Genomic DNA, 26,314 nt, shown 5'->3' on the forward strand with positions numbered 1-26,314 from the left:
AACCTTATTCGGTGATCCTCCCGGGCTGGGGATAGTCTTGGATGCGAACCTCACGCGGCGCACCGAGGCGCCCGCAACGCATTCCGGGAGACACATTGACTTCAGCTCAGCCCACCGAATCCACCGACGTTCTTCTGGTTGGCGCCGGCATCATGAGTGCCACATTGGCGACCATCCTCAAGGATCTGCAGCCCGATTGGGACATGACCATCCTGGAGCGTCTGGACCGCGCCGGGCTGGAAAGCTCCAACGCATGGAACAACGCCGGTACCGGCCACGCGGCACTGTGTGAGCTCAATTACGCACCCCAGGCCGCAGACGGCTCGGTGAGCGCCCAGAAGGCACTCAATATCAACGAGCAGTACCACGTGACCCGCCAGCTGTGGTCCACGCTCGTGGAGAACGGTGTACTCAAGGGCGCTTCCAGCTTCATCAACCCGGTCCCGCACATTTCCATGGTGTTCGGCGAGGACCACGCCGACTACCTGCGGGCTCGCTACGACTCCTTCAAGCAGAACAAGCTGTTCGAACGAATGGAGTTCTCCGAGGACCGTGACCAGATCGCCGATTGGGCTCCGCTGACCATGCACGGTCGCGGTGCCGGGCGTGTGGCCGCCACCTTCGCCCCGGAAGGCACCGACGTGGACTTCGGTGCGCTGACCAATCAGCTGATCGACCACGTGGCCAGTAAGGGCGCCACGGTGCGCTACGGCCAACAGGTCACCACCCTGAACCGTCAGTCGGACGGCTCGTGGTTGGTCAAGGTCGAGGACCGACTCAACAGCGACAACAATCGCATCATCCACGCCAAGTTCGTGTTCCTGGGTGCCGGTGGTGGCGCCCTGCACCTGTTGCAGAAGTCCGGCATCAAGGAAGCCAAGGGTTTCGGCGGTTTCCCCGTCTCGGGTCTGTTCCTGCGCAACACCGATCCCGCCGTGACGTCCCAGCACAACGCCAAAGTCTACGGACAGGCTTCCGTGGGCGCACCGCCCATGTCCGTGCCGCACTTGGACACCCGCTACGTCAACGGCCAGAAAGCCGTGATGTTCGGTCCCTACGGCGGGTTCAAGCCGAATTTCTTGAAGCACGGTTCCTTCCTGGACTTGCCCATGTCCGTGCGCGCCCACAACCTGTACCCCATGACCCGTGCGGGCCTGGCCAACCTCGACCTGGTCAAATACCTCGTGAGCGAGTTGACCAAGACCCGCTCCCAGCGCATGGACGCCCTGCACGAGTACTACCCCACCGCCGAGGCCGGCCAGTGGGACCTGATCGAGGCCGGTCAGCGTGTTCAGGTCATGAAGAAGGATCCGCAGAAGGGCGGCGTGCTGCAGTTCGGTACCGAGCTGGTGACCAGCGCGGACGGTTCCATCGGTGCCCTCCTGGGCGCGTCCCCGGGCGCGTCCACCGCCGTGCCCATCATGTTGAACCTGCTGTCGCGCTGCTTCCCCTCCAAGGTGTCCGAGTGGGAACCCCGCCTGAAGGAACTCATTCCCGCGTACGGTGTGAAGCTCAATGACAATCCGCAGCTCGCTGACGAGATCGTGGGCCACACGTCCAAAGTGTTGGGTATCCGCTGACTAGTTGATTCACCCAGCAGCCCGGGTGGGGGCTGTGAATTCACGGGAGCATTTGTACACTTCGTACAAATGCTCCCGTGTCATTTCCACGTGCCGTTCGAGATCCAGGATGTGCACTCTTACGTGGACAGGGTTACCACCGGGTGTCACAAATGTGGACATCTGCGACACAGGAGCATCGTCTACGGTTTCGTAGCATTGGTAGAACGTCCATAGGGGGTGGACGTTTAAAGGGGGAATTATGCCATCTAGAGGGAGCATCGAAGCGTGGGAGGCCTTGAGCCGTTGCCACGTATCCGTGACCCGGGTGCTGCAACGCAACGTGAATTTGCACGGCTTGTCGCGCCGAGAGTTCGAAGTTCTGGCAACTTTGTACACCGCAGATCGGAGCGGCCTACGGCTGCGCGATCTCAACAGCCATGTGCTGCTCACCCAGTCGAGCCTGTCCAGGATGCTGGAGCGGCTCGAATCCAAAGGCCTGGTCAGCCGACGACAGGACGCTCAAGATCTGAGGGGTGTGCGCGTCACACTCACTAACGAGGGTTCCGATTTGTACGAAGCCATTTCTGTAGGCCATGACCAAATGGTTGCCGAACTCATCAGCACCGCGCTCGATCCTGAAGAGATCCGTGTGCTGACCCGATTGAACGAACGTGTCCACCAGTACTCGATGTCCCTGTCCCAATAGGAACGGTGAGTTCGGTATCACGCGGTCCTAGGGCAGTCGCGAGCCGCGCGGCGCACGATCCAGCACGTCCGGTTCAGTAGACTGTCGAAGAACTGTCATCAGCACCAGCGACATATTTCTTCGAGAGGACTGCTCGATGAGCGACCATAACCTTGAATCCACGCAGCGCCGCGATCACGCGGCCCCGGATCCGGACCATGACGCCAAGCCTGACTCCCCCACTGATCTGAAGGGGCAGTCCTGGGGATACGTGTTCAAACGTGCCATCTCGGAATTCAGCAAGGACGGTTGTACGGACCTGGCCGCGTCCCTGACATACTTCGCGGTGCTGTCGATCTTCCCGGCGCTATTGGCCCTGGTCTCGCTGCTGGGCGTGTTCGGTCAGGGCGAGGCCACTACCACGGCCATCCTGGACTTCCTGGAGCAGTACGCGCCCGCGGAACTGGTCAGCCTGTTATCCGGGCCCATTTCGCAGTTGACCACCCAGTCCGGTGCCGGATTGGCCCTGGTCGTCGGTGTTGCTGGTGCCCTGTGGACCGCTTCCGGTTACACCGGTGCGTTCGGTCGCGCCATGAACCGCATCTACGAGGTGAGCGAAGGCCGTCCCTTCTTGAAGCTCAAGCCCGTCCTTTTGCTGGTGACCTTGGCCGTGGTGCTCATTGTTGCGCTGGTCATGTTCATGGTGTTGCTCTCCGGTGACATAGCTCAGACCGCGGGTGACCTGGTGGGCCTGGGCTCCACCGCCGTGACGGTGTGGAACTGGGCCAAGATCCCGGTCATCCTGTTCCTGCTCGTGCTGATGATCGCGCTGCTTTACTACGCGACCCCCAACGTCAAGCAGCCCAAGTTCCGGTGGATGAGCCCGGGTGCCGTGATCGCGCTGGTAGTCATGATCCTGGCCGGCGTTGGTTTCGCCTTCTACGTGTCCAACTTCGCGAGCTACAACGCGACGTACGGCATCATCGGTTCCGTGATCATCCTGCTGCTGGGCCTGTGGATCATGAACAATGTGCTCCTGTTAGGTGCGGAGGTCGATGCGGAGGTCGAACGCGGCCGCCAGCTCCAGGGTGGACTGCGGGCCGAGGGCACCATCCAGTTGCCCCCGCGTGACGTCCGCCAGACCGAGAAGCTCGAGGCCAAGGAAGAGAAGCTGGAAGCCGAGGGTCGCAAGTTGCGTCTGCAGCACGACCACATCGACTATTCGTCGGACTCTGAAGGTTCTTCCAACGACTCGAAGGATTCCAAGAGCTCGGACAAATAACAGTGAGCATGTCCGAAGATCGGATCGAAGCCGGTTCGCACGTCCCTCAATTGGGCGATGAACCGGCTTCGGCCGTTAACCCGACTACGGCTGACACGCCAACGGCCACCGTCCTGCGGGAGCTGACTACCACACCCGGACCGAGCGTGCTGCTCATCCATGGTTTGGCCTCGTCCTCCGCCGCCAATTGGGTGGCCACACGGTGGGTCAGGTCATTGGGCACGGCCGGGTTCCACGTGTGGGCCGTGGATCTGCCCGCGCACGGCATGGTCAGACCCGTTCCCTCAATCACGAGGGAGACATTGTGCGCCGAGATCATCGGACATGCGCGGCGGATCTCCAGCGACCCGGTGGTTGCGGTGGGCTATTCCTTGGGTGCCCAGCTGCTGTACCAGTGCGCAGCCTCGGCTCCGTCCCGGTTTTCGCGTTTGGTCCTGGGCGGATTCAGCATGGTAGATCGGTTGACCGCCGTACTCGAGACACGAGACTTCCTGGTCGACCCCGCTCAGCGTCACCTCGCCAGGTGCCTCGTTTCCGATCCCTTCCACGCCGACGCCGCTGTACCCCACCAGCCTGCGCTCCTCTTCTCGGGCGCCGACGACGCCTGGTCCACTCCCGGTGACCACGCCGTGTTCCTGGCGGCGCGGCGGCGTCGTCGGACCGGGGAAAGCGAACCACCCACCGAGGTGCATGTGGAACCGAAACGCGACCACGTGAACGTGGTGACCTCCAAACGGGTGCGCGACACCGCAGTGCGGTTCCTCCCGGGGCGAACTCCCGGTGCCTCCCACGGTGCCTGACATAAGCTGGATGTGATGCCCGGAACACGCCAACAGGAAGGCACACAGATGCACAAGGTCAAAGGTGTAGTGGTCAAGGCCAAGAACGAACCGGCCACCGTGGAAACGATTCTGGTACCGGATCCGGGGCCCGGAGAGGCGCTCGTGGACGTGCTGACGTGCGGCGTGTGCCAAACGGATCTGCACTACAAGGTGGGCGGCGTGAGCGACGACTTCCCCTTCCTGCTCGGCCACGAGGCCGCGGGCGTGGTCAGCGCCGTGGGCGAGGGTGTGACCGAGGTCGAGGTAGGCGATCATGTGATCCTCAACTGGCGCGCGGTATGCGGCGAATGCCGGGCGTGCCGGAAGGGTGAACCGTGGTACTGCTTCAACACCCACAACGCGACCCAGAAGATGACCTTGGAAGACGGCACGGAGCTGGAGCCGGCCCTGGGTATCGGCGCGTTCGCTGAGAAAACCCTGGTGGCCGCCGGGCAGTGCACCCGCGTGGAAACACCCCTCGAGGACGACCAGTTCGCGGCTGTGGGCCTGCTGGGTTGCGGCGTGACCGCGGGTATCGGTGCCGCCATCAATACAGGTGCCGTCAAACGCGGTGAGTCCGTGGCCGTGATCGGTTGCGGCGGCGTGGGAACCGCCGCGATCGCCGGTGCCGCCTTGGCCGGGGCGACGACCATCATCGCTGTCGATCTCGACGACGAGAAGCTCGCCACCGCCAAGCGACTGGGTGCGACCCACACCGTGAACTCCAAGAACAACGACCCGGTGAAGGCCATCCAGGAACTCACCGACGGTAACGGTGCTGACCTGGTCATCGACGCCGTGGGCATCGAGCCCACGTTCAAGCAGGCGTTCCAGGCACGTGACCTGGCCGGACGCGTGGTTCTGGTGGGCGTGCCCGATCCCGGAACGACCATTGAACTGCCCCTGGACGAGATCTTCTCCCGCGGCGGCTCCATCAAATCGGCGTGGTATGGGGATACCCTGCCATCGCGTGACTTCCCCATGCTCGTGGACCAGTACAAGCTGGGCCGCCTGGACCTTGACGCGTTCGTGACCGAACGAATCGAGCTGGACCAGGTGGACGAAGCATTCGAGACCATGAAGGCCGGTAAGGTCCTGCGATCTGTAGTGGAGATGCCCCGATGAGCGAACAGCCGACCACTATCCTCAGTGACGACGAAACCGGTCTGCGGATCGACAACTGCGTCACCTCCGGAACGTTCAGCCTGGACGGTGGCACGTGGGAGGTCGACAACAACGTGTGGATCATCGGCAACGGTGTGGAATGCGCCGTCATCGATCCCGCGCACAATCCACAAGCCGTGGTCGACGCCGTGGCCGGCCGCACGATCACCCACGTGCTGCTGACCCACGGACACGATGACCACATTGCCGCGGTCCGTGAATTCGTGGACTTGGCCGACACGGACGCCGACATCTACATGCACCCGGAGGACCTGGTGCTGTGGCGCAAGGTGTTCTCCGACGGCCCCGAACCCGAGCCACTGGAGGACAACCAGAAGATCGTGGCCGGAACCGCCGCGTTGACCGTGCTCCACACTCCCGGCCACTCCCCCGGTTCCGTGGTGTTCTACGGCCCCGAGGTGGGCGGCCATGGAGTTCTGTTCAGCGGGGACACGCTGTTCCAGGGTGGCCCCGGCGCCACGGGTCGTTCCTACTCGGACTTCCCCACCATCATCGAGTCCATCCAGGAACGCATCCTGTCCCTGCCGGAGGAAACCCGGGTTCTCACCGGTCACGGGGATTCCACCACGGTGGGCGACGAGAAGCCGCACGTGAGCGAATGGATTGCCCGCGGGCACTGAGCCCGCTCATTCGGTGCCAGGTAGCGAACAGCGCTGCAGCCGATCGTCGGCTGCAGCGCTGTTTTCTCTGCCATCGCGGCCGTCGGTCTCAGGTGTGCGGGCTGGACAGCGGTGACCTACGCCAGATGTAGATGAACACAAGGGATCCGGCCAAGGGAATCAATGCCACCGAGACGGGCACGAGCGCGGCCGAAATGTAGTCGTAGCGGACGCCGAAGTACGCGCTGAGCACCAGGCCCAGGGCCATACCGGCTGAGGTCGCCGCAGTCATCCTCGAGACGAGCCCGATGTACATGTCCTCGGGTGCGGCATACGCCGCGAGTCCATAGAGACACAGCAGACTGGGACCGATGCACAATCCGATCAAGGCCAGCACCACTGCGAATCCGAAGGCCCCGGACGGCGTGGACAACATCATGGAAGCCAAGAGGGCGGCCGTGGAATAGAGGATCCAGAGATTCCACGGACGGACCCTGGTACGCCAGGACACGGTCACCACAGCTGCGATAGCGGATGTCAGACCCAAGAAGGCGTAGAGGGCACCCATTGACGGCACGATGTCCACCGACACGGCAAACACCACCAGACACCCTTGGATTGCCCCGAGTAACGCGCCGAGCCCACTGCAACCGACCACCAACATGGAGCGCAATCGTTGAGCGGACCAGCGTCGGGCCTGTTGCAGCCGCTCCGAACTATCCCGGAGCGAGACCGTGAGAACCGGCTGTTTGAGCCTCGCGGAGGGGTGCAGCATGAAGATGGTGATCATGACCACCGAGAGCACAGCGGAAACACGCAATACCGTTTGGGGACCGGCCGTGGTCGCGATCAATCCGGTGATAGCGGCACCGGTGACCACCGACATGGCCTCGCTCACGGACTCCGCTCGCATGGCAGTGGGCAACAAATCCGCGCGTTGGCGATGTTCCAGGAGGGAGTTCCAGCGGATTCGACACACCAGGCCCTGCGGGGCCAACGACAAACCCGCGAAGAAGAACGGCAGGAACATTCCCAGACTGTCGATCCCCGTGGGCACGGATTCAATGGGCGCCAACGGCAGCAGCCACATGACCATGCCCTGCAGCAGTGCCAGCACCACCATGCCCCATTGTCGCCAGGGAACGTTGACAAAGAAGGTCATGAGAACGCCGCACAGTGCACTCCCCAGGCACACTGCTGCGGAACTCAGGGCAGCCGCCCAGGGCGAAGCCGTCTGGGTTGCCACCCACGTAATCACGCCGAGCGGGGCCAGCACTTGCGGCAGGCGCAGCGCCAACGTGATCCAGGTCAGGCCGCGCCCACCCAGCCCGTTGAGCACCTGGACATCTCTGATCAGCTCAGGTGCCGATTTGGAGGTGATGGGCGAGGGCGCAGGCACTGAGGAACTCACGGCATCAGCCTACGCGTTCGTTTCCAGACCGGTCATGACGCGCAGGTGTGACCCCTTGGGAGTCTTGGTCACGACCAGTTGAGTACCGATGCGTTGTTTCATCTCCGCCACATGGGACACCAGACCGATGACGCGCCCATTCTGTCTGAGGCCGTCAATGGTCTCCAGAACTTGTTCCAGGGTGTCCTCGTCCAAGGAACCGAAGCCTTCGTCCACGAACAAGGTGTCCATGTCCTGACCGCCGGCCGCAGCTCGCACCACGTCTGCGAGCGCGAGGGCCAGGGCCAAAGAGGTGAAGAACGATTCTCCGCCGGACAGCGTTTCCGTTCCGCGTTTGATGCCGGTCCAGGAATCATCCACTTCCAGGCCGAGCCCTGCCTTCCCGCCGCCCTTTGCCTGGTCCGTGTGGATCAAGCTGAAACGACTCGAGGACATGTGCTGCAGGTGTTCGGAGGCAACGGCGGCCACGTGTTCCAATTTCGCGGCCAGCACGAACGAGGTGAGTGTCATGCGAAGACTGTTGTCGGTGGAGAGCCCGTTGGCCACCGCGGAGAGGCCTGCGAGCCGTTCGGCCTGTTCCTGCACACGGGCCAGGGCTTCGCTGCGTTGCCCGCCAGTACGCGACAGGTCCACCGCGGAACGCTTCAACGCGGCAACCGTTCCCGACACCGCCGTGATGTGATCTCGCTGTGCGGCCAGTTCCTCGCCGGTCCGTTTCGCGTGCATCACCGTTTCGGACGTGGTTTCCGCTCGCTCCTCCGGGGTCAACAGGGACGTTGCGGTCATGACCTCCGTGGCGAGCTCTGCGGTGATCTTTCCCCATTGCTCGCGATACTCGTTGAGCCAGGTCTCGATCTGCTCGGCCCGCGTGTGATCCACAAGTGCCGAGTTGACCTCCTGGGAATTGGCGAAGGGTGAGTCCTCGAGTTCCGATGCCAGTGTGTGCCGCGCGTAGTCGAGCTCCTGGTCTGCGCGGTCGACGCGCCGTTGGGCCTTGTCCACCTCCGACACTGCGGCCACTAGATCCCGAGCCGCACCCATACGTTGCTTCACCGATTCGAAGCCGAACAGTTCGCGCTCCAAGTGCTCGCTGGCCCGGTCGAGTTGGATGCTCAACGATTCCCGGCGTGTTTCATCGCGTTCGGCCTGCAGCTCGATTTCCCGCAAGGTTTCCCGGGATTCCTGGATCTTCCGATCCAGTTCGGCCAGTTCCTGCTCGGTCTTGCTGAGAGTTTCGAGGTGCGTGTCGAGCTGGCGAACCGCCGCGGCGTACTTCTCGGCCGTCTCTCGCGCGGAATCAATGTCCTCCTGCGCACCCGCTCCGAGTGCCTGCGCCGCGCGGTGCTGAGCTTCTTGCCAGCTGGCATGTGCCTGATCTGCTGCGGACTGCGCCTGGTCTCGAGTGGATCGCGCCGCGGTGAGCATGTGTTCCGTGACATCTTGGCCCTGTTCCTGATCCGCCGGTTCGGGGTGCACCCTGGAGCCACACACGGGACACGGTGCATCGTTATGCAGGGCGGCAGCGAGGGTTGCCGCCGCGGAGGCGAAGCGCTGGGTTTCGAGGTCCTCCACGCGGCGGGCCGCCGCGCGGCGGTTGTCCTCGGCCGTCCGGTAGCGCTCCCCCTGGGCATCACGTTGCCGAGCCAGGCCCTGGAATTCTTCCGACGCTTTCAGCGTCTGCTGAGCTCGAGAGTGACGGTCCCTGATCATTCCCGCGTCCTGCGTGGCCAACCGCAGTTCCGTCGCGGTCTGCTCGACCGCAACACGTTGTTCGACGGCGCCGTCCAAGCGGTCTTCGACGCTTCGTCGCCGCGCGCTTCGCTGCGTCACCTGGTGCTCGACCTCGCGGAGAGCGCGTTGCGCCGAGCCGACAGATTCGTCGACGTCCAACGCCTGCTCAGCCGTTTGGCGAGCGCTGACAGCCGCGTCACGCACGGCAGCCAGATCCTGACCGTGGTCGATCCATTCATCCAGCGCCGTGGTCGCGGTCCCGAGGACTCTCCGGAACCGTTCGAGATCGGATGAGGTCTCCGAGAACACTTCTCGCGAGGTCTCGAACGAGTTATTGGCCTCCTCCGACGCCGCTCGGGCAGTCTCGACGGACGTCACGAAACCCCTGAGTTTCTGCGCCGCCCGGTGCCGCGTCAGCGCAGCCTCTCGAGTGGTGACCGTGTCCTTTTCTGAGCGGAGCTGCTCGAGGGCTGCCGTCAGTCGATCGTGGCGCTCAATGTTCTGAAGCCGCTGAGCCAGTTCCCGAGCCCTGTCCGAGGCTCGGACCTGCCGGACCGAAATCGCTTCGCGGGCGGAGTCCAATTCCCCCGCGGCCGTGGAAAGGCGCTCACACAGGTCCGTGACCGTGACCGGCTGGTGTTCCGCCGGTGCATCGTCCAGCTCCCGTTCTGAGACGGTCGTGGACTCCTCGGCCGATTCAGCACCAGCACCGTGGGAAGGGGACCTGGGAATTGTCACCGTTCCCGATGGCAAGCCCCCGATAACTTCTCCGAACTGCGCATCCATTTGCGTGACGCGTTCGAGGTCCCGTTGCTGCTCGACCCGGAGAGCATCGAGCTCCGCCTGACTGTTCGCGGCCCGGTCCTTGAGTTCCTGCTGAATGCGCGGATAAATATCGGTTCCGAACAGGGTCTCGAGTAACTTCTCCCGTTCCTTGGACCCGGCCCGCAAGAACTGCGCAAACCGGCCCTGCGGCAGCATCATCACCTGGGTGAATTGTTCCCGGTTCAACCCGATCACGTGTTCGATGGTCTGCCCCACCTCGTCCGGGCGATGACCACGTTCCAGCCACTGGCCGTCCACCCATTCACGCAACAGCACCTTGGCGTGCAGTTCCGTCCAGCCCGACGCCGCCCGGCTTGACGGTTTGCTCCAGGCGGGCGAACGGCTGATGCACCAGCGCCGACCACCCGATGAGAACTCCAGTTCGACCAATGGGGCCGTGTCCGGTTCCGCGTGATCGCTGTGGACCGGTTTCCGCCCACCCATGGCCACGGTGGTGGGAGCAGATGAGTACAGCGCGAAACAAATCGCGTCCAGCACACTGGTCTTTCCGGCACCCGTCTCGCCATTGAGCAGGAACACCCCGGCCTCGTTGAGCTGATCGAACTCCACCACTTCGTGACCGGCAAACGGGCCGAACGCGGTGATCTCCAAACGATGCAATTTCATATTAGTTTCCGCCTACTCCGACCGTGCATCCGATTGTGCGGTACCCACTGCAGCGGCAATGTCCGCGCGCTCCGGATCCGTCACGGACCGCTGTCTCACGTGGTCGAAGAACGAGGCGCACAGTGATTCCGGATTTTCGGCCGTTCTCACGCGGGCACTGTAACTGAGCTGGGGTTGCGCCCGGCCGCCTTCCGGCTCCCACCGAAGTTCCACGGTCTGGGAGAATCTGGTGCGAATTCGATCCATGGCCGCTGCTGGTCGTTCGGAATCGGTGAGGACCACCTGGCACCATGCCGACTCGGCATCTGAGTGCTCGGGATCGCGCAGCAAGTCCTCCAAGTGACCGCGCAGCTGGGCCAGGTGCAGGCCCGCCCGGTGATCGAGAGGTAGCACTTCCGGTTCATTCCCGGCCGTGAACTCCACGAGCCAGGCTCCCTTGGACTGCCCGGTTTCCGAAAACGAATACGCCACGGGTGACCCGCTGTAGCGCACGGACTCGCGAATGGTCTGCCGTCTGTGGATGTGTCCCAGTGCAGCGTAATCATGGGAATCGAAGACATCGGCGCTCACCGTGCCCAGACCGCCGGAATCAATGATGCGTTCGGACTCCGTGGCCGCCGCCCCCGTGACGAAGGCGTGCGCCATCACGACACCTCTGGTGTCGCGGCGCTGCGCGAGGTCCTCCGTGGTAGTACGTGCAACGGTCTGGAGAACCGCCTGATGCGTGGCCTGGCACTCCAACCCAGGAGCCACGGACCGAGGTTCCAGGTACGGGATGCCGTATACCGCAACCGCGTTCTCTCCTGCCTGGCTAGACTCCGCCGTTCCCTGCTTCTCGGAGCTCCCGGTACCACCCGAGAGCGCCGTGTCCGTGACTCCCACTCCCGACTCATCTTCGGTGAAGAGCACCGGGCGGGAGGCGTGATCCAGGCGGGTCCGGAGGAACACGCCACCGTGGGCCATGATTTCCGCGCCGAAACCGAGCCTGGCGGCTGAATCGTGATTTCCGCTCGTCACCACCACGTACGCTCCGGCGCGCCGAATCTTGGCCAGCGTGGTGTTGAGCAGCTCTACGACTTCTGTGCGCGGTTGAGCGCGGTCGTACACGTCACCGGAAATCAGCACGGCATCGACTCGATGCTCCGTCACCCAGTGGACGATCTCGTCCATGGCCCGGGACTGGACGTCCAGGACGTCAACGCCGTGAAAGGTGCGACCCAAGTGCCAGTCGGACGTGTGTAGAAACCTCATGATCGTCAATCTATCCGCCCGCCCCGACACGCATAGGGCGCGCATGACTCACATAGACTCGGTGGCATGCCCGACTCCACTTCCTCGCAGCTGCTCTCCCCCGACCGCGGCATTGCCCCGGCCCATGACACCTACCGCGACTCGGTGACTGCGGTGTTCCGGAGTCTGGCCGTCGCGTCCCTCTCGGCCGCTGATGAACCCGGTGAGCTTGCCCAGTTGGCCGCGCGAACCGCCGACGCCCTCAATGAAGTGGCCGAATGGGCCAATGACGGTCTCTCCGCCGATCCCACGGCCTGCGCGTGGCTTTCCTATCTTCGGTGGGCACGGGCCGCCGGTGCCCGGCCTCCGGCAAGCTCCCCGGTACCTCCGGCCCGTGACTTCGAGAGTGATTTTCCTTTGCTCGCCAGCCCCGGAACTCCCCACGGTGACAGCTTCACCGTCCTGGCCACCGGAGAGTTCGGTGAAGTGGTCCGCCCTATCGACCCGACGACGAACAGCCCCGAAGTCCTAACGCGCAGCATCCCCTACGGTTTGGTCCCCAATCTCGGTTGGAAGGCACTCGTTCCACTCGTGGTCGATGCCGCGGCCATCACTCACGGCGACCCCGAGGCACAGACGGCCGCGGTCGCCACCGCGCTCTCGATCCACGCGAGTGTCAGGGCCCGCGAGACGAACGCGGATGTCTCCCACATCCTCGCGGCCGTGATCGAGGTCTGCGCCGGCATGACTCGCCCCGCACCGAAGACCAACGCACTGCTGCGGATGGTCTCGAAGGTCACGGATCGCGCGGAACTCGGATCCGCCGACGGCGCGTTGTCGCGTGCGGTGACGGACGGCACCGCGGCGTCGTCGGCGTTGGCACTCGGGTTGGCCGCTGCAAAAGTTGCCCAGGTCGATGACGCCGGCAACCAGGACCCGCAAGGCACCGTGGCGCGCGCGCTCGACCTGATCAACGGGCATCCGGCCACGTCAGAAGCTGCGCGTTCCGTGGCAGCCGCGGTGATCGCGGCCCGCTGGGGAACCACGAGCGTTCCGACCGACGACGGGGCCGTGGTCACAGAACTCGACGTACTGGCACGCCAGTGGTGCGATCGCTGGTGCCCGTGACGCACCGCGTCGCGGCCCCGAGCCATTAATCGGTCGCTGCGAACCGGTGGTCTAGAGCTGGGCGCTGAGGATTTTGGTGCCGTAGTGAGCCGCGAGTTCCTCCATGGACTCGGCGGCGCTACGACGAGCCAGGTCCATCACGATGCCCGCGCACGCCTGGGCGTCGGCCAGCGCGTTGTGGTGATTCTCCAGCGGGACTCCCACGGCGTGCGACACGGCCGGGAGTGAGTACGATCTCAACTGGTAGGCCGCACGGGACAGGCGCAAACTGCACGCATAGCGCCACGGACGTGCTGGTTCGCCCACCGCTTGATTGGCGGCCCGGATCACGCCGGTGTCGAAAACCGCATTGTGGGCCACCAGAATCCCGTCCGGATCGTCCGTCTCGAGCCGGTCCACGAGCCATCGCCAGTACTGGCCGTACGACGGTGCGCCCACCACGTCCGTTGGCCGAATACCGTGGACCCTGATATTCCCCGGCTCAAAATGATCGTGGCCCGGCGGCGGACGCAAAAGCGAGTACTGGGTATCAGCGACCTGGCCGTCCGCCACGCGAACTACGCCCACGGCGCAGGCGGATGCGAAGCTACGGTTGGCTGTTTCGAAATCTATGGCTGTGAAACTGACGGGCACGGTGACAGGCTACTGCTCGCCTCAGACACGCTGGCCACGGACTGGTCATTGCCGCCACTGTGACCTTGCTGGGTGGTGTTGGCTCAGGCGTGGACCGATGCGTGTGCTTCGTACCAGTCGTCAGCCTTTTCCACCGCCTGGTTGATCTGCGCGATGTCCAGTTCATGGTGGATCGCGTAGGCGACCGCCTGCAGCGGGAAGATCCTCGAATGCAGCTGCGCACGCTCGAAGTCCTCCGGTGTCGTAGCGTGACGAACACTGTCCCACCCGAACCACAACCCCAGCGACGCGGTGTCGTACGCGGGATCGGACACGCACGCGTGATCCCAGTCGATGACTCCCACCAGCCGGTCGTCCTCCCAGAGCATGTTGTTACCCATGAGGTCGCCGTGAACGAGTTTCGGTTCCACCGTTTCCAGATCCACCAAGTCCTGGATGGCTTCCAACGCGCGCGGACGATTGCTCGGAATCAAACGCGGGATCACCTGGTCGAGCAACACATGGCGACGGCGATGACCACCCCAGTGCTGCCCAGGACGGTCCAACCACGGCGCCTCCTCCGAGACCTCTGCCGAACGTAATTGGTCCAGCACGCTGCCCAGAATACTCGGCGACACCGGGCCGGGATCGCGAGTGGTCCCCGGCAACCAGGTCATGCCCACGGCCGTGTACCGCCCGACATTGAGCACCCGCGTCAACGGCTGAGGCACCGCGAAATCGAAGTCGGGCAACAACGACAACGCTCGCACGCGACGTCGCACGTTCTCTCCCGACGTAGGGTTCTTGGCAATGCGCACGCTCATCACGTGCCCCGCATTCACCACGATGTGCGCGGAACCTCCCGCGTGCACCTCCCAATCGGAACGGTCCACGCTGACTCCCGCTTCGGCCAGCACCGCGTCAACGGCGTCGGCGAACGGAAGATGTCCGCATGCGAATCTCATGACTCAGTCCCCCGAGCCCGGCCGCGGTGGATCATCCCCGGCCGGATCGTCCTGTTCTTCCAGTGCCGCCACGAGGTGCGGCAGCACAGCGTTCATGGCCCGCGCACGATGACTGACCCGGTTCTTCTCCTCCGGGCTCAGTTGGGCGCAGCTCAAACCGTCATAACCGTCCGGGGCGAAGATCGGGTCGTAACCGAACCCGTGCTCACCCACCGGTTCCCGCAGGATCATCCCGGGGAATTCTCCCAACACCACGTGTTCCGCTCCGCCGGGGGTCACCACGGCGGCGGCGCACACGAACTGTGCGCTTCGGTGGTCATCGGGAACATCTCCCAGTTGTGCCAGGAGCAAATTCAGGTTGGCCGTGTCATCACCGTGGCGGCCGGACCAACGCGCCGAGAAGATTCCCGGGGCACCTCCCATGACGTCCACGGCCAGCCCGGAATCGTCCGCGAGCGCAATAAGTCCCGATTCGCGGGCGGCGGCGCGTGCCTTGAGCAGCGCGTTTTCGGCGAAACTCACGCCGTCCTCGACGACGTCGCTCAGCCCAGCAGCGCGCGCGTCGACCACTGCCGTGGCGGCGTCGAGATCAGGCACGGCCGCGGCGACCATGGCTTGGAGCTCGCGAACCTTGCCCTGGTTCTTGGAGGCCAGGACTATCCTGGCCGGTTCCGGGTCAGTGTCCACGGCCCGCCTCCAGCGTTTCCTGCTGAATGGTGGCCAGCTGCGCACATCCCGCGACCGCCAGGTCCAGCAGGACGTCCAATTCTTGTCGATTGAAGGGCGCGCCCTCCGCAGTTCCCTGCACCTCGACGAAGTCTCCGGAGCCGGTGACCACCACGTTCATGTCGGTCTCCGCTCGGACGTCCTCAACGTAGGGCAGGTCCAACATGGGAACGCCGTCGATAATGCCCACGGAGACCGCGGACACGGTGTCCACCAGGGGCTTGACGTTGGGCTTGATCACGCCGTTGGCGTGGGCCCAAGAAATCGCTTCGGCCAGAGCCACGTATGCTCCGGTGATCGCGGCAGTACGGGTTCCGCCGTCTGCTTGGAGCACGTCGCAGTCCAGAACCACGGTGTTCTCGCCGAGCGCCTTGAGGTCGATGATGGAACGCAGCGCGCGGCCGATCAGTCGGGAGATCTCATGGGTGCGGCCACCGATCTTGCCCTTGACGGACTCGCGGGCCGAACGAGTGGAGGTGGCGCGCGGCAACATGGCGTACTCGGCCGTGACCCAGCCGCGACCTTCGCCCTTGAGCCAGCGCGGAACGCCTTCGGTCAGGGACGCGGTGCACAGCACGCGGGTGCCGCCGAATTCGATGAGGGCCGAGCCTTCGGCCTGATTGGACCAGCCACGAGTGATGGTGATGGGCCGCAGCTCGTCCACGGCGCGACCGTCGGAACGCACGACGTTCGCGGCAGCCGAATCGGCCACGGCCGTATCAGGGGTGGATCGCTCTCCGACCAGTGTGGAATTTTCTTGTGACGGATCGGTAGGCGAAGTCATATCGCCAGCCTAGTCCGCTGTTGCAGGCCTTGCCAACGCGCCCGAAATGGTGACATTCGCCGGAACCACCTTGTAGGTGTACCCCGGTTCCGCAATACCGACCGGTCCGCTGAACGCGGCAATCCCTTCCTGGCGAGTCCTGGTGGGTGAATTCCACACCGGCAAATGGGTCAGCAGCAGCTGATGTACTTGGGCCTGGGTTGCCGCCTGACCCGCGCGGTAACCCGTGAGGTGGATCCCGCGGAGGTGGTCCTCACGGCCTTCCTCGTAGGCGGCTTCACACAGGAAGAGGTCCGCGTCACGTGCGGCATCCACCAACCCCTCGCATGAATCGGTGTCACCGGAATAGGTCAAGACCGAAGACCCCATGGGCCCGTCGAATTCCACGCGCAGCGCGTAGGGCTCGGGGCACGGGTGCTCAACCTGGAACGGGGTGACCGTGAACGGGCCCACGGTGACCGCCTGACGTTCCTGCCACACGTTGAACACGAACTCCGTGTCCATGCTGTGGCCGGCGGGCATTGCATGCGACCGATTGAGATAGTCGTGCAATCCTGACGGCCCGTAGAGCGGAACGCGTCCGGAGTTCCAGCCCCGAGGGTCCCACTTGACCGCCACGTGCAGGCCCGCCAGATCCACGCAGTGATCGGGGTGAAGGTGAGTGATCATTACGGCGTCGATGTCTTCCAGCGCGATCTGGCGCTGCAATACGCCCAAGGAGCCATTGCCCATATCCAGAATCACGCGCCAGGTACGGCCCTCGTGATCCTCGCCCGTCAACAAATAGCACGACGCAGGAGAGTTTGGGCCCGGGAAGCTACCGGTGTTCCCAATGACGGTCAACATCATGACTGGGGATGCCTTTCGTGGTACCGACTCAACGCTGAGCCGGATGGATCATGGCCAAAGAACCCGTCGGGTACTGTTCGGCCACCGAGGACGTATGACGGACGCGCAGCACCTCGGGTCCGAGGAACCGGCGGGCAAGGACTTCAAAGCTTCCGGGATCACCCGTGGCCAGGAACTCGTGGTGCGGGGTGAGGTTGACGTCGCGTTCCAGGTCGTTGTCCATGAGCGCACGGTAAACATCGCGCGCCGTTTCCTCAGCGGAGGACACCAAGTTCACGCTGTCACCCATGACGTAGGAGATCACCGCGGTCAGGAGCGGATAGTGGGTGCACCCAAGAACCAGCGTGTCCACGCCGGCTTCCTTGAGGGGTTCCAGGTAACCCTGCGCAGCGCGTAGCAGCTCGGGCCCCGTGGTCACCCCGCGCTCGACGTAGTCGACGAACTCGGGGCACGCCACGGAGGTGACATCCAGGTGAGGCGCTGCGGCGAACGTGTCGTCGTAAGCACGAGATCCCACGGTGGCTTCCGTGCCGATGACACCGATCTTCCCGTTGCGGGTGGTCGCCACTGCGCGCCGAACGGCCGGCTGGATCACCTCGACCACGGGAATGTTGTAGGCCCGGGTGTACCGCTCGCGGGCATCGCGCAGCACCGCGGCGGAGGCGGTGTTACACGCAATGACCAGGAGCTTGACGCCGGAGTCGACCAGGTCGTCCATGATGTCCATGGCCAAGGAACGAACCCGGGCAATGGGCAGTGGACCGTACGGCCCGTGCGCGGTGTCCCCCACGTACAGGATTTCCTCGTGGGGCAACTGGTCGATGATCGAACGAGCAACGGTCAGTCCACCCACGCCGGAATCGAACACGCCAATGGGCGAGTTCGGATTGGGGCCTGAAGTGTTCACGTGCTCATCCTGCATATCGAAAGACAGTAATGGTCCGCGCCGATTTTCCCTATCCGAGCCGCCGATAGGTGGACACACTCCGCGACACAGTCGTCACCGGATCTAGCACCGGTACCGCGAGAAACTGAAAAAATCGGCACAATGTGCCCGTCCAAGGTAACGGAAACTACGGTTCGTGACGTCGCACAGTGCAACACATGCGAGACATCTCACAGTGTCGCGGAGTTCATCCGGGTGCCGTCAGAGCGTCTTGAGCAACGCATTCATGAGCGACTCCTGCAGCCAGGACACCAAGTTGTAGACGACCGCCATGTAGTCCTGGATGTCCTCCACTTCCCCGAAATCGACCTGCTCGCCGATCCGCTCGGCGTCCTCCGAGGTCGTGATGTCCAAACGGGAAGCCAACACCAGCCGGATGTCGTTGAGCGAGCGCGCGAAATCCTGAGCCTGTTCCACGGTCAGGGTCACGGGGTCCGATTCCAGCGCCAACGACGACGCCTTCAGGGCCCCGATCTTCGCTTCACGTAGTGACCGGTCGGTGAGTCGGCGGAATTCTTCGGCTTGTTCGGGGTCCGACGACGCCGCCGGCAGCAACCTTTTCAGCGCCGGGTCCGTGGGTTCGCTGACGTCTTGATCAATGCCGACCATGGCAGCCAAGGGGTCTTCGTCGGGGCGAGCCTCAGGTTGAAGGGTCTCGGCAACATCCGAGAAGAGCTTCTGGAGCAATTGCACTTCCGGTGCCTCGAAACGCCCGACGATGCCTTTGCGGGTCTTCTTGAATCCGTGTGCCATCAGTTGTGATCCGCCCGTTCGTACGTGGCCCACAGGCCGTATCCGTGCAGGGCACTCACGTGGGTCTCTGCTTCTTCGAGTGTTCCGGACGCCACGATCGAGCGCCCGTTGTGGTGGACCTCGAGCATGAGCTTGCGTGCCTTCGCATCCGAATATCCGAAGTAGGAGCGGAACACGTACACCACGTAGCTCATGAGATTGACGGGGTCGTCCCACACCACCACATTCCACGGAACGTTGAGCATCGTGTGAGTCTCGGGGTTTTCCGTCAGCACCGGAGTCTCGGCGGGAGCCGCACTCATGAGGACGGGCGCGCACCGGGCACGCTCATATAAGGGAGTGAAAATCATGATGTGCCCATCGTATCCGTCAGCCGCGGATGTGCGCAGTGAGCCGATCCCATTAGGCTGGGAGCGTGAATGAGCGCAGCTACCCATGGGAACCCAGTCCGACCTCCCTCATGACGGACCACTACGAGCTCACCATGCTCCAGGCCGCATTGCGAGCGGGTACGGCCTCGCGACGCAGCGTGTTCGAGGTGTTTGCCCGCCGCCTTCCCAATGGCCGCCGTTACGGTGTGTTCGCCGGGGTGGGTCGAGTGTTGGAGGGGCTCGAGAAGTTCCGTTTCTCCGAGGATCAGTTGCGGTTCTTGCGGGACACCAACGTGGTGGATCAGAAGACCATCGAGTACCTCGAGAACTTCCGCTTCACCGGTCAGATCCGCGGTTACGCGGAGGGTGAGGTGTACTTCCCTCATTCACCGCTGCTGACCGTCGAATCCTCCTTTGCAGAGGCCTGTGTTCTCGAGACCTACATTCTCTCCGTGCTCAATTTCGATTCCGCCGTGGCGTCCGCAGCATCCCGCATGATCGGTGCGGCCGGTGATCGTCCGTGCATCGAAATGGGATCCCGCCGTGCGCACGAAGAAGCCGCCGTGGCAGCAGCTCGCGCGGCCGTCATTGCAGGGTTCGCCTCGACCTCCAATCTGGAAGCCGGTTATCGCTACGGAGTGAAGACCGTGGGCACCGCGGCCCACTCGTTCACGCTGTTGCACGACACGGAAGAACAAGCCTTCCGCGCACAGATCGATGCGCTGGGTGTCGGCACCACCCTGCTCGTGGACACCTATGACGTGGAGAACGCCGTGAGGCTGGCGGTGGACATCGCCGGCCCGGATCTGGGTGGCGTTCGCCTGGATTCCGGAGATCTGGTCACCCAGGCCTCCGCAGTGCGTTCCCTGTTGGACATGCTCGGTAACACGAACACCAAGATCACCGTGACGAGTGACCTGGACGAATACGCGATCGCCGCGTTGCGTGCGGCCCCCGTGGATTCCTACGGTGTGGGAACGCGCCTGGTCACAGGCTCCGGTGCCCCCACGTCGTCCATGGTCTACAAGCTCGTGGCTCGCGAGGGAACCTCGGGAACCATGGAACCCGTGGCCAAGGCGTCGTCGGGTAAGGCCTCGGTGGGCGGCGAGAAGTTTGCGCTGCGCCGTCGTAATGATGCGGGCGTGGCCACCCAGGAAATCGTGGGGATTTCCCACGAACCCACCGATGACGGCGACGACCGCGAGCTGCTGGTCGACTACGTGACCGGCGGTGAACTACGCGACGGCTACGTGGGTGCCCAGGCCGTGGAACGTGCCCGCGAGCGCCACGCACAATCCGTGGCCGAGCTGCCCCGCGCCGCCCGCCGGCTGTCCGAGGGCGAACCTGTGATCCCCACGGTCATCGAACCCGGAACCGCACACTGATCAAGGAGGCACCCGTGCGCACAGCACTCATCATCGTTGACGTTCAGAACGACTTCTGTGAGGGCGGCAGCCTGGCCGTGACCGGCGGCGCCGCGGTCGCCGCGCAGATCTCGGAATTCCTGGAGGACCACCACACCGATTACCAGGTGGTCGCCGCAACGCAGGACTGGCACATCGATCCGGGATCTCATTTCAGTGACGACCCGGACTTCGTGTCCAGCTGGCCGGTGCACTGCGTGGCCGAGACCGAAGGAGCCGAGACCCACTCGAACTTCGACACCGACTACGTCACGGAATTCTTCCGCAAGGGCGCCTACGACGCCGCCTACTCCGGTTTCGAAGGCCTGTCCGCACCGGACGTGGACGTCCCCATGGGTGAAGACCCCGAGGACGCCGATGAGGAACGGATCAGCCTGGACGACTGGCTTCAGGAGCACGACATCGAAGCCGTGGACGTCGTGGGGCTCGCCCTCGACTACTGCGTGCAGGCCACAGCGAAGGACGCCGTGGACGCCGGCTACGAGACCCGGGTGTTGCTCCCGCTGACCGCTCCCGTGGCCAAGGAGTCCGGCGAGCGCGCCACTGAGGAACTCGCGGACGCCGGTGTCGCGGTGGTCGAGGACCTCGACTGAGGTGCCCTGACCCGCACTGAACCTGAAGCGTTAGGCCCACGGTGACCACAGGACAATGGCTCCGAACCATCAGGTTCGGAGCCATTGTCGTGGTCGGTCCATTGGGTGCCCGAGAGCGTCACCGGGACAACTACTTCCGCCCGATGAACCACCGTTGCAGCAGGGCTAACCGTGCTGTGATTTGATCCTCGCTCGCCTGAGCGACCGCCGGGCCACCGCACTTCTCACGCAATTGATTGTGGATGATGCCGTGCGGAGTTCCGGTGCGCGCGGACCACGCGGACACGTTCTTGGACAGTTGGGATCGCAGTTCTTTCAGTCGACGGTGATCCGGCACCGCGGGCGCGGGCGGTTCCGCCGGTGCGTCGCCGGAGCGCCGCTGGGCATGTCGGGTCTGCCGTTCGCGCAGCAGAGTGGAGACCTGCTCGGCGTCGAGCAGTCCCGGGATGCCCAGGAAATCGGCCTCCTCCTCGGAGCCAACGGCCACCCCGCCACCGAACGCGCCGCCGTCGAAGAGTACGCCGTGGAACGAAGCATCGGAATCCAGGGCCTCGAAGTTGCCTTGTGCGAGCGCACCGGAGGCCTTCTCCTCGCGGTTGGCCTCCTCGAGCAGGTCGTCATCCCAGCCGCTCTCCATGGGTTGGTCGAAATCGACCACGCCCGGCATGTTCTTGGGTTTGTCGAGCGCGTGGTCGCGTTCCTCCTCCATGGAGTTGGCGAGCCCCATCAGCGCGGGTACCGAGGGCAGGAACACGGACGCCGTCTCGCCGCGTTTTCGCGCGCGTACGAAACGGCCAACGGCCTGCGCGAAGAACAGCGGCGTGGAGGTCGAAGTCGCGTACACGCCCACCGCCAACCGAGGGACGTCCACGCCCTCGGACACCATGCGCACGGCCACCATCCACCGCTCTTCCGATTCCGAGAACTCGTCGATCTTGTTCGACGCGGTCTTGTCGTCGGAGAGCACTACGGTGGGCCGCCGGCCGGTGATGAGGGTGAGCTGCTCGGCGTACGCCTTGGCGTCCTCGTGGTCGGTCGCGATCACCAGCCCACCGGCATCCGGTACCGTGCGGCGGACCTGGGTCAACCGTTGATCCGCGGCCTGCAGGACGGACGGGATCCAGTGTCCGTTGGGATCCAGCGCGGTGCGCCACGCCTGCGAGGTGATGTCCTTGGTGAACCCCTCCCCCAGCTGGGCGGCCATTTCCTCACCGGCGGAGGTGCGCCAGCGCATCTGCCCCGAGTACGCCATAAAAATCACCGGGCGCACCACGTGGTCCTTGAGCGCGTCCCCGTAGCCGTAGGTGTAATCAGCGGTGGAACGGCGGATTCCTTCCCGGTCCTCCGCATAGGTCACGAACGGGATGGGCGAGGTGTCAGAACGGAACGGGGTACCGGTCAGCGCCAGACGACGCGCGGCGGGTTCGAACGCTTCGCGCAGACCATCGCCCCAGGACAGGGCGTCGCCGGCGTGGTGAATCTCGTCCATGATCACCAGGGTGCGCCCGGCCTCGGTGCGCGCCCGATGCAACAGGGGTTTGTTGGCCACCTGCGCGTAGGTCACGGCGGCCCCCAGGTAGGCGGAGCCGTGGCTGCCGTCCGCGTTCTTGAAATTGGGGTCCAGTGCGAGTCCCACGCGCGCGGCGGCGTCGGCCCACTGGCGCTTGAGGTGCTCGGTGGGGGTGACCACGGTGATGCGCTGGATCTTGCCCGAATCGTGGAGTTTCTTGGCCACCGTCAACGCGAAGGTCGTCTTACCGGCTCCCGGCGTTGCGACCGCCATGAAATCTCGCGGCTGGGCTTCCTCGTAGCGTCGGATGGCCTCCGCCTGCCACGCACGCAGCTTGGGCGCCGTACCCCACGCCGCGCGATCCGGGTATGCCGGCGGCAGGTCCGCCGCCGCTCCGAACAGGTCTAGTTGATCGCCTTCAGACACGTAGTGCTCGTCCTCTCCGCGTACGTACCGCGCGGTTCTCCGGGCGCGACGACGCCGCGTGGTCCCGCACAGCACAAGGCGCCCGCGAGCGCGGGCGCCGCCGGTCACGCGACCGATGGGCCCGCGCAACGAATTCTGTGCTTGATGCTGAGTGCTCTTGGTGCTTAGTTGTTGTTGTCCGAGTCGTCCTTGCCCGGGCGGAGACCCTGATAAATCTCCTTGCACGCGGGGCAGACGGGGAACTTCTGGGGATCGCGACCGGGCAACCACACCTTGCCGCACAGGGCGATCACGGGTTCACCGGACAGCGCAGATTCCATGATCTTTTCTTTGCGCACGTAGTGGGAGAACCGTTCGTGATCGCCGGGTTCCTGCAGCTGACGCGTGTCCTCGCGCTCAATGGTGGAGGTGCCTCCCACGGTGTCCGGCTTGCGGCCGAACAGGCCGTTGGTCACCGTGGAGCGGTGCTCAACGGTGGTGCCAGTGCTCATCGATGCTGCGGTGTTCTCCATGGCCGACAGTCTACCCCCGGGTCCGGACACGACTCAGCGCCCAGGCTCTGAAAGAACTCTGGACGCTGAGGCGTTGCGGGTGCTGTTTGCCCGGCGACCGTTAGGGAACGGCGCCTTGGAGGCAGGTTACGGAAGCACGGTGCGAAAGGGCCGGTGTGAGCAATCCGACCATCAGCCTCGCTACCGGTACTGCGCCACCTCCTGCAGCAGCTCCGGACCGCGGCGGTCCAGCCACTTGCCGCCGAGCACGATGCCCAGCCAGAAGATCCCCAGGCCTTCCACGATGCCCACGGCCAACGCGAGCCAGCCCCACATGGCCTCGCCGGACACCACCTGGACGATCACCAGGATCACCGGGGGAAGCGCCATGAGCGCCACGGCTGCCAGGATGACAAACTGAATGATCACGTTGAGCAACGTGTAACCCTGCGGGGTCTTCATCGGGGAAGCACCCGGGGGTGGCACGGGGTACGTGTACCGGGCGGACATGACCGACACCACCCCGGCGCCGGCCAACAGCAGGGCGGCACAAATGCCGATCATGCCGGGTAGGTAGGCCCAGCCGCCCGTGCGGATCATGGTCAGCGCCAGCATCGCGATTAGGAACGGCACGGCGATGCAGAACATGGCCAGCGCCCTGCCCAGGCGATCGTCGCTTCCCTTGACCGGTGCCAGGAGATGCAATGTGAAGGCGGTGTTGTCATAGCCCACATCCGCGGAAATCGAGTACGCCATGAGCAGCGCGACGAAACACGCCAGTGCCCAGATGGGTCTGGTTCCATCCCCGCTGATGAACCAGAAGGCTGCGGCCATGGCCGGAAGGATCAACAACGTGGCCGAGTATCGGGGGTCCTTGAACCAGTAGGTCAGGCAACGAGCCATCACGGCGCCCCATCCAGTGGCGGGCAGTCGGCCGAACAGGCCCACCCCGGACACCGACTTGGAACCGGACCGGGCGGCGTCGCCGGTGGCATCCGACAGCGCGCGGCGCAGAGCAACCCGCCAGACGACAGCGAGCAGCACGAGCGTGGCCAAGGAGATGGCCAATCGTGCGAGCGCCGTGACCCACTGGCCGTCAGCGACGTCGGCGGGAATGGCCCACGCGGCACCCAAGGGCGTCCAGGCGAGGTACCCTGCCCAGGTCGGGAGCTGTTCCCACACCTGGTCGATACCGCGACCGATCAGCGCGAACAACGGACCCAACAACACCACGAGGCCCAGCAGGACGATCGAGATGATTTCACCGGCGCGGCGCTGCTTGTTGAAGTTTGCGGACAGGGCGGTGACGGCCCGGGACCCGGTGAACGCCAACAACAACCCCAGTAGTGCGCACGGAAGAGCGACGGCCAGGGCAAGACCCGATGCCCGCCACGAGGTAATCCACGCCGCCGTGATCAGGAGCGTTGCAATACCCGGGATACCGATCACGGCCCCCAGGATCTGTCCGATCTGGATCCCGGAAATACGCAGCGGGAACAGCGCCAGTCGCGACGGATCCAGGCTGGAATCCGCCTTGGAACTCACAACAGGGATGATCCACCATCCCAGGAGCAACACCGTGCCGAAGAAGACGGCCACGGTGCGGATCACTTCCGGCGACTCGTTGGCCACCATGAACAGTCCAGAGCCGAATGATCCCACGATGAACAGCATGTACAGGGCGCCCAGAATGGTGCCGACCAGGATCCATGTGCTGCGCGTGAGGGTGTTGATCAGCAGGTGCCATTTCAGCGCTGCCAGGCGCAGGCCCTCGGTGAGCGGACCAATGGAACGCGCGTGCGTCGACGGACCGGAGGGGCCGGTGGGTCGCAGTGACTCGGGGGCTACATCAACCGTGCCCTGCGAGGACGGGTCCGCCCAGGGAGCGCCGGAGTTCTCGGTGGTTTCTGGTGAATTCACTCGGGTCGAAGCCATGACAGGCCCTCCCCCGCGTCCGTGCGGCCGCCCACGAGATCGACGAAGCGATCCTCGAGGGACATCTCACCGCGTACTTCATCGACCGTGCCCTGCGCGAGGACCCGACCGTTGTCCATGACCGCCACGTGATCACACATGCGCTGGACCAGGTCCATCACGTGACTCGATACCACCACGGTGCCGCCGGCCTGGGTGTACTGATGCAGGATGGCACGGATATTGGCGGCGGAGACCGGGTCCACCGATTCGAAGGGTTCGTCCAGCACGAGCAATGCCGGTGCGTGAATCATGGCCGCCGCGAGCGCGATCTTCTTGGTCATACCGGCCGAGTAGTCCTGGACCTGCTTGCCCGCGGCGTCCTGAAGATCCATCGCGCGGATGAGATCCTCCGTGCGATCCTTGACCAGTTCGCGATCCATACCACGCAGCAGGCCCGAGTAGGTCACGAGCTGGCGACCGGTCAGTCGGTCAAACAAGTGGGTTCCGTCCGGCAGCACACCCATGCGCCGCTTGGCGGCGACGGAGTCCGCCCAGACATCTACGGGTTGGTCCTGGCTGCCGCCTCCCACCCAGACCTTGCCTGCGGTGGGCCGCAAGAGGCCGGTGGCCATGGACAGTGTGGTGGTCTTACCCGCGCCGTTACGTCCTACGAGCCCGTAGAACGAACCACGAGGAACGTGGAGATTGACCCGATCCGCAGCCGGCCGCGCCCCGGGGCCGGGGTGGCCGTACACCTTGGTCAGGTCTTGGATCAGAAGTGCTGGGTTCGGTGCGAGTGGTTGCGGAGGTTGCTCCGCGGGCCTGGAACTGTGCGCGTGGATGCTCATGCCTCCAGCCTAT

At 64.3% G+C, this 26,314-nt stretch carries 24 protein-coding genes; 9 read left to right on the forward strand and 15 right to left on the reverse strand.

Going from position 1 to position 26,314, the window contains the following annotated elements; translation table 11 throughout:
- Positions 1-95: 95 nt before the first annotated feature.
- From RF638_RS06290 to RF638_RS06315, 6 genes are all read left to right on the forward strand, one after another.
- Positions 96-1,580, forward strand: a complete 1,485-nt coding sequence (locus tag RF638_RS06290; RefSeq protein ID WP_095797320.1) for a malate:quinone oxidoreductase — start codon at positions 96-98, stop codon at positions 1,578-1,580.
- Positions 1,581-1,821: 241 nt separating this feature from the next.
- Complete coding sequence (locus RF638_RS06295) at positions 1,822-2,268, forward strand: MarR family winged helix-turn-helix transcriptional regulator (protein WP_238663254.1); 447 nt, start codon at positions 1,822-1,824, stop codon at positions 2,266-2,268.
- A gap of 136 nt (positions 2,269-2,404) precedes the next feature.
- The gene (locus RF638_RS06300) at positions 2,405-3,529 is read left to right on the forward strand and encodes a YihY/virulence factor BrkB family protein (RefSeq protein ID WP_129701926.1); all 1,125 of its coding nucleotides are present in this window, start codon (positions 2,405-2,407) and stop codon (positions 3,527-3,529) included.
- An 8-nt stretch (positions 3,530-3,537) separates the two neighbouring features.
- A complete protein-coding gene (locus RF638_RS06305; protein WP_368841597.1) occupies positions 3,538-4,329 on the forward strand; it encodes an alpha/beta fold hydrolase in 792 nt (263 codons plus the stop codon).
- Between the two features lie 48 nt (positions 4,330-4,377).
- The gene (locus RF638_RS06310) at positions 4,378-5,475 is read left to right on the forward strand and encodes an S-(hydroxymethyl)mycothiol dehydrogenase (protein ID WP_095797324.1); all 1,098 of its coding nucleotides are present in this window, start codon (positions 4,378-4,380) and stop codon (positions 5,473-5,475) included.
- Positions 5,472-6,155 carry an MBL fold metallo-hydrolase gene (locus RF638_RS06315; RefSeq protein WP_368841598.1) on the forward strand — a complete coding sequence of 228 codons (684 nt, stop codon included), beginning with the start codon at positions 5,472-5,474 and terminating at the stop codon, positions 6,153-6,155. The genes RF638_RS06310 and RF638_RS06315 overlap by 4 nt, the downstream gene beginning before the upstream one ends.
- An 88-nt stretch (positions 6,156-6,243) precedes the next feature.
- On the opposite strand, the gene RF638_RS06320 is transcribed toward RF638_RS06315, so the two are convergent.
- The 3 genes from RF638_RS06320 to RF638_RS06330 are packed head-to-tail and all read right to left on the reverse strand — an operon-like array spanning position 6,244 to position 11,979.
- Positions 6,244-7,545, reverse strand: a complete 1,302-nt coding sequence (locus RF638_RS06320; RefSeq protein WP_368841599.1) for a hypothetical protein — start codon at positions 7,543-7,545, stop codon at positions 6,244-6,246.
- 9 nt (positions 7,546-7,554) lie between these two features.
- Complete coding sequence (locus RF638_RS06325; protein ID WP_368841600.1) at positions 7,555-10,728, reverse strand: AAA family ATPase; 3,174 nt, start codon at positions 10,726-10,728, stop codon at positions 7,555-7,557.
- Positions 10,729-10,740: 12 nt separating this feature from the next.
- Positions 10,741-11,979, reverse strand: coding sequence for an exonuclease SbcCD subunit D (locus RF638_RS06330; protein ID WP_095797327.1), 1,239 nt, complete (start codon positions 11,977-11,979; stop codon positions 10,741-10,743).
- A gap of 66 nt (positions 11,980-12,045) precedes the next feature.
- On the opposite strand from RF638_RS06330, the gene RF638_RS06335 reads away from it, so the two are divergent.
- Entirely contained in the window at positions 12,046-13,086 is a 1,041-nt protein-coding gene (locus RF638_RS06335; protein ID WP_095797328.1) for an ADP-ribosylglycohydrolase family protein, read from the forward strand.
- 51 nt (positions 13,087-13,137) lie between these two features.
- On the opposite strand, the gene RF638_RS06340 is transcribed toward RF638_RS06335, so the two are convergent.
- The 8 genes from RF638_RS06340 to clpS all read right to left on the reverse strand — a co-directional run bounded on the left by RF638_RS06340 (position 13,138) and on the right by clpS (position 18,966).
- A complete protein-coding gene (locus tag RF638_RS06340) occupies positions 13,138-13,719 on the reverse strand; it encodes a 3'-5' exonuclease (RefSeq protein ID WP_095797329.1) in 582 nt (193 codons plus the stop codon).
- A gap of 83 nt (positions 13,720-13,802) precedes the next feature.
- Positions 13,803-14,663 carry a phosphotransferase family protein gene (locus tag RF638_RS06345; protein ID WP_368841601.1) on the reverse strand — a complete coding sequence of 287 codons (861 nt, stop codon included), beginning with the start codon at positions 14,661-14,663 and terminating at the stop codon, positions 13,803-13,805.
- 3 nt (positions 14,664-14,666) lie between these two features.
- Positions 14,667-15,350, reverse strand: coding sequence for an RdgB/HAM1 family non-canonical purine NTP pyrophosphatase (gene rdgB, locus RF638_RS06350; protein ID WP_368841602.1), 684 nt, complete (start codon positions 15,348-15,350; stop codon positions 14,667-14,669).
- Positions 15,340-16,173 (reverse strand): ribonuclease PH, encoded by an 834-nt coding sequence (gene rph, locus RF638_RS06355; RefSeq protein ID WP_368841603.1) that lies wholly within the window; start codon positions 16,171-16,173, stop codon positions 15,340-15,342. The genes rdgB and rph overlap by 11 nt, the downstream gene beginning before the upstream one ends.
- Positions 16,174-16,182: 9 nt before the next feature.
- Positions 16,183-17,022 carry an MBL fold metallo-hydrolase gene (locus RF638_RS06360; protein WP_368841604.1) on the reverse strand — a complete coding sequence of 280 codons (840 nt, stop codon included), beginning with the start codon at positions 17,020-17,022 and terminating at the stop codon, positions 16,183-16,185.
- A 28-nt stretch (positions 17,023-17,050) separates the two neighbouring features.
- Positions 17,051-17,944, reverse strand: coding sequence for a glutamate racemase (gene murI / locus RF638_RS06365; protein WP_368841605.1), 894 nt, complete (start codon positions 17,942-17,944; stop codon positions 17,051-17,053).
- 225 nt (positions 17,945-18,169) lie between these two features.
- Positions 18,170-18,721, reverse strand: coding sequence for a DUF2017 domain-containing protein (locus RF638_RS06370; RefSeq protein WP_368630532.1), 552 nt, complete (start codon positions 18,719-18,721; stop codon positions 18,170-18,172).
- Positions 18,721-18,966 (reverse strand): ATP-dependent Clp protease adapter ClpS, encoded by a 246-nt coding sequence (clpS, locus tag RF638_RS06375; protein WP_368630618.1) that lies wholly within the window; start codon positions 18,964-18,966, stop codon positions 18,721-18,723. The genes RF638_RS06370 and clpS overlap by 1 nt, the downstream gene beginning before the upstream one ends.
- 170 nt (positions 18,967-19,136) lie before the next feature.
- On the opposite strand from clpS, the gene RF638_RS06380 reads away from it, so the two are divergent.
- Positions 19,137-20,477 carry a nicotinate phosphoribosyltransferase gene (locus tag RF638_RS06380; protein WP_368630533.1) on the forward strand — a complete coding sequence of 447 codons (1,341 nt, stop codon included), beginning with the start codon at positions 19,137-19,139 and terminating at the stop codon, positions 20,475-20,477.
- 14 nt (positions 20,478-20,491) lie between these two features.
- A complete protein-coding gene (locus RF638_RS06385; protein WP_368630534.1) occupies positions 20,492-21,109 on the forward strand; it encodes an isochorismatase family protein in 618 nt (205 codons plus the stop codon).
- A gap of 130 nt (positions 21,110-21,239) precedes the next feature.
- Here the strand turns inward: RF638_RS06385 and RF638_RS06390 are convergent, their stop codons facing one another.
- The 4 genes from RF638_RS06390 to RF638_RS06405 all read right to left on the reverse strand — a co-directional run bounded on the left by RF638_RS06390 (position 21,240) and on the right by RF638_RS06405 (position 26,301).
- Positions 21,240-23,045 carry a DEAD/DEAH box helicase gene (locus RF638_RS06390; RefSeq protein ID WP_368630535.1) on the reverse strand — a complete coding sequence of 602 codons (1,806 nt, stop codon included), beginning with the start codon at positions 23,043-23,045 and terminating at the stop codon, positions 21,240-21,242.
- 164 nt (positions 23,046-23,209) lie between these two features.
- Positions 23,210-23,536, reverse strand: a complete 327-nt coding sequence (locus tag RF638_RS06395; protein WP_095797553.1) for a DUF3039 domain-containing protein — start codon at positions 23,534-23,536, stop codon at positions 23,210-23,212.
- Positions 23,537-23,737: 201 nt separating this feature from the next.
- Positions 23,738-25,471: a hypothetical protein gene (locus tag RF638_RS06400; RefSeq protein WP_368841606.1), complete on the reverse strand. Its 1,734-nt coding sequence runs from the start codon at positions 25,469-25,471 to the stop codon at positions 23,738-23,740.
- On the reverse strand, positions 25,453-26,301 hold the full coding sequence (locus RF638_RS06405; RefSeq protein WP_129701900.1) for an ABC transporter ATP-binding protein: 849 nt from the start codon (positions 26,299-26,301) through the stop codon (positions 25,453-25,455). The genes RF638_RS06400 and RF638_RS06405 overlap by 19 nt, the downstream gene beginning before the upstream one ends.
- Positions 26,302-26,314: the final 13 nt, after the last annotated feature.

This window comes from Kocuria sp. CPCC 205235 (genome assembly GCF_040980905.1).
GTDB classification, from domain to species: Bacteria; Actinomycetota; Actinomycetes; order Actinomycetales; family Micrococcaceae; genus Kocuria; species Kocuria carniphila.

What these genes read in the sequence shown, in the direction of transcription:
- RF638_RS06295 (WP_238663254.1), top strand. Translation starts at nt 1,822, where the DNA reads ATGCCATCTAGAGGGAGCATCGAAGCGTGGGAGGCCTTGAGCCGTTGC.
- RF638_RS06300 (WP_129701926.1), top strand. Translation starts at nt 2,405, where the DNA reads ATGAGCGACCATAACCTTGAATCCACGCAGCGCCGCGATCACGCGGCC.
- RF638_RS06305 (WP_368841597.1), top strand. Translation starts at nt 3,538, where the DNA reads ATGTCCGAAGATCGGATCGAAGCCGGTTCGCACGTCCCTCAATTGGGC.
- RF638_RS06310 (WP_095797324.1), top strand. Translation starts at nt 4,378, where the DNA reads ATGCACAAGGTCAAAGGTGTAGTGGTCAAGGCCAAGAACGAACCGGCC.
- RF638_RS06315 (WP_368841598.1), top strand. Translation starts at nt 5,472, where the DNA reads ATGAGCGAACAGCCGACCACTATCCTCAGTGACGACGAAACCGGTCTG.
- RF638_RS06325 (WP_368841600.1), bottom strand. Translation starts at nt 10,728, where the DNA reads ATGAAATTGCATCGTTTGGAGATCACCGCGTTCGGCCCGTTTGCCGGT.
- RF638_RS06330 (WP_095797327.1), bottom strand. Translation starts at nt 11,979, where the DNA reads ATGAGGTTTCTACACACGTCCGACTGGCACTTGGGTCGCACCTTTCAC.
- RF638_RS06335 (WP_095797328.1), top strand. Translation starts at nt 12,046, where the DNA reads ATGCCCGACTCCACTTCCTCGCAGCTGCTCTCCCCCGACCGCGGCATT.
- RF638_RS06345 (WP_368841601.1), bottom strand. Translation starts at nt 14,663, where the DNA reads ATGAGATTCGCATGCGGACATCTTCCGTTCGCCGACGCCGTTGACGCG.
- rph (WP_368841603.1), bottom strand. Translation starts at nt 16,173, where the DNA reads ATGACTTCGCCTACCGATCCGTCACAAGAAAATTCCACACTGGTCGGA.
- RF638_RS06360 (WP_368841604.1), bottom strand. Translation starts at nt 17,022, where the DNA reads ATGATGTTGACCGTCATTGGGAACACCGGTAGCTTCCCGGGCCCAAAC.
- murI (WP_368841605.1), bottom strand. Translation starts at nt 17,944, where the DNA reads ATGCAGGATGAGCACGTGAACACTTCAGGCCCCAATCCGAACTCGCCC.
- RF638_RS06370 (WP_368630532.1), bottom strand. Translation starts at nt 18,721, where the DNA reads ATGGCACACGGATTCAAGAAGACCCGCAAAGGCATCGTCGGGCGTTTC.
- clpS (WP_368630618.1), bottom strand. Translation starts at nt 18,966, where the DNA reads ATGCTCAACGTTCCGTGGAATGTGGTGGTGTGGGACGACCCCGTCAAT.
- RF638_RS06395 (WP_095797553.1), bottom strand. Translation starts at nt 23,536, where the DNA reads ATGAGCACTGGCACCACCGTTGAGCACCGCTCCACGGTGACCAACGGC.
- RF638_RS06400 (WP_368841606.1), bottom strand. Translation starts at nt 25,471, where the DNA reads ATGGCTTCGACCCGAGTGAATTCACCAGAAACCACCGAGAACTCCGGC.
- RF638_RS06405 (WP_129701900.1), bottom strand. Translation starts at nt 26,301, where the DNA reads ATGAGCATCCACGCGCACAGTTCCAGGCCCGCGGAGCAACCTCCGCAA.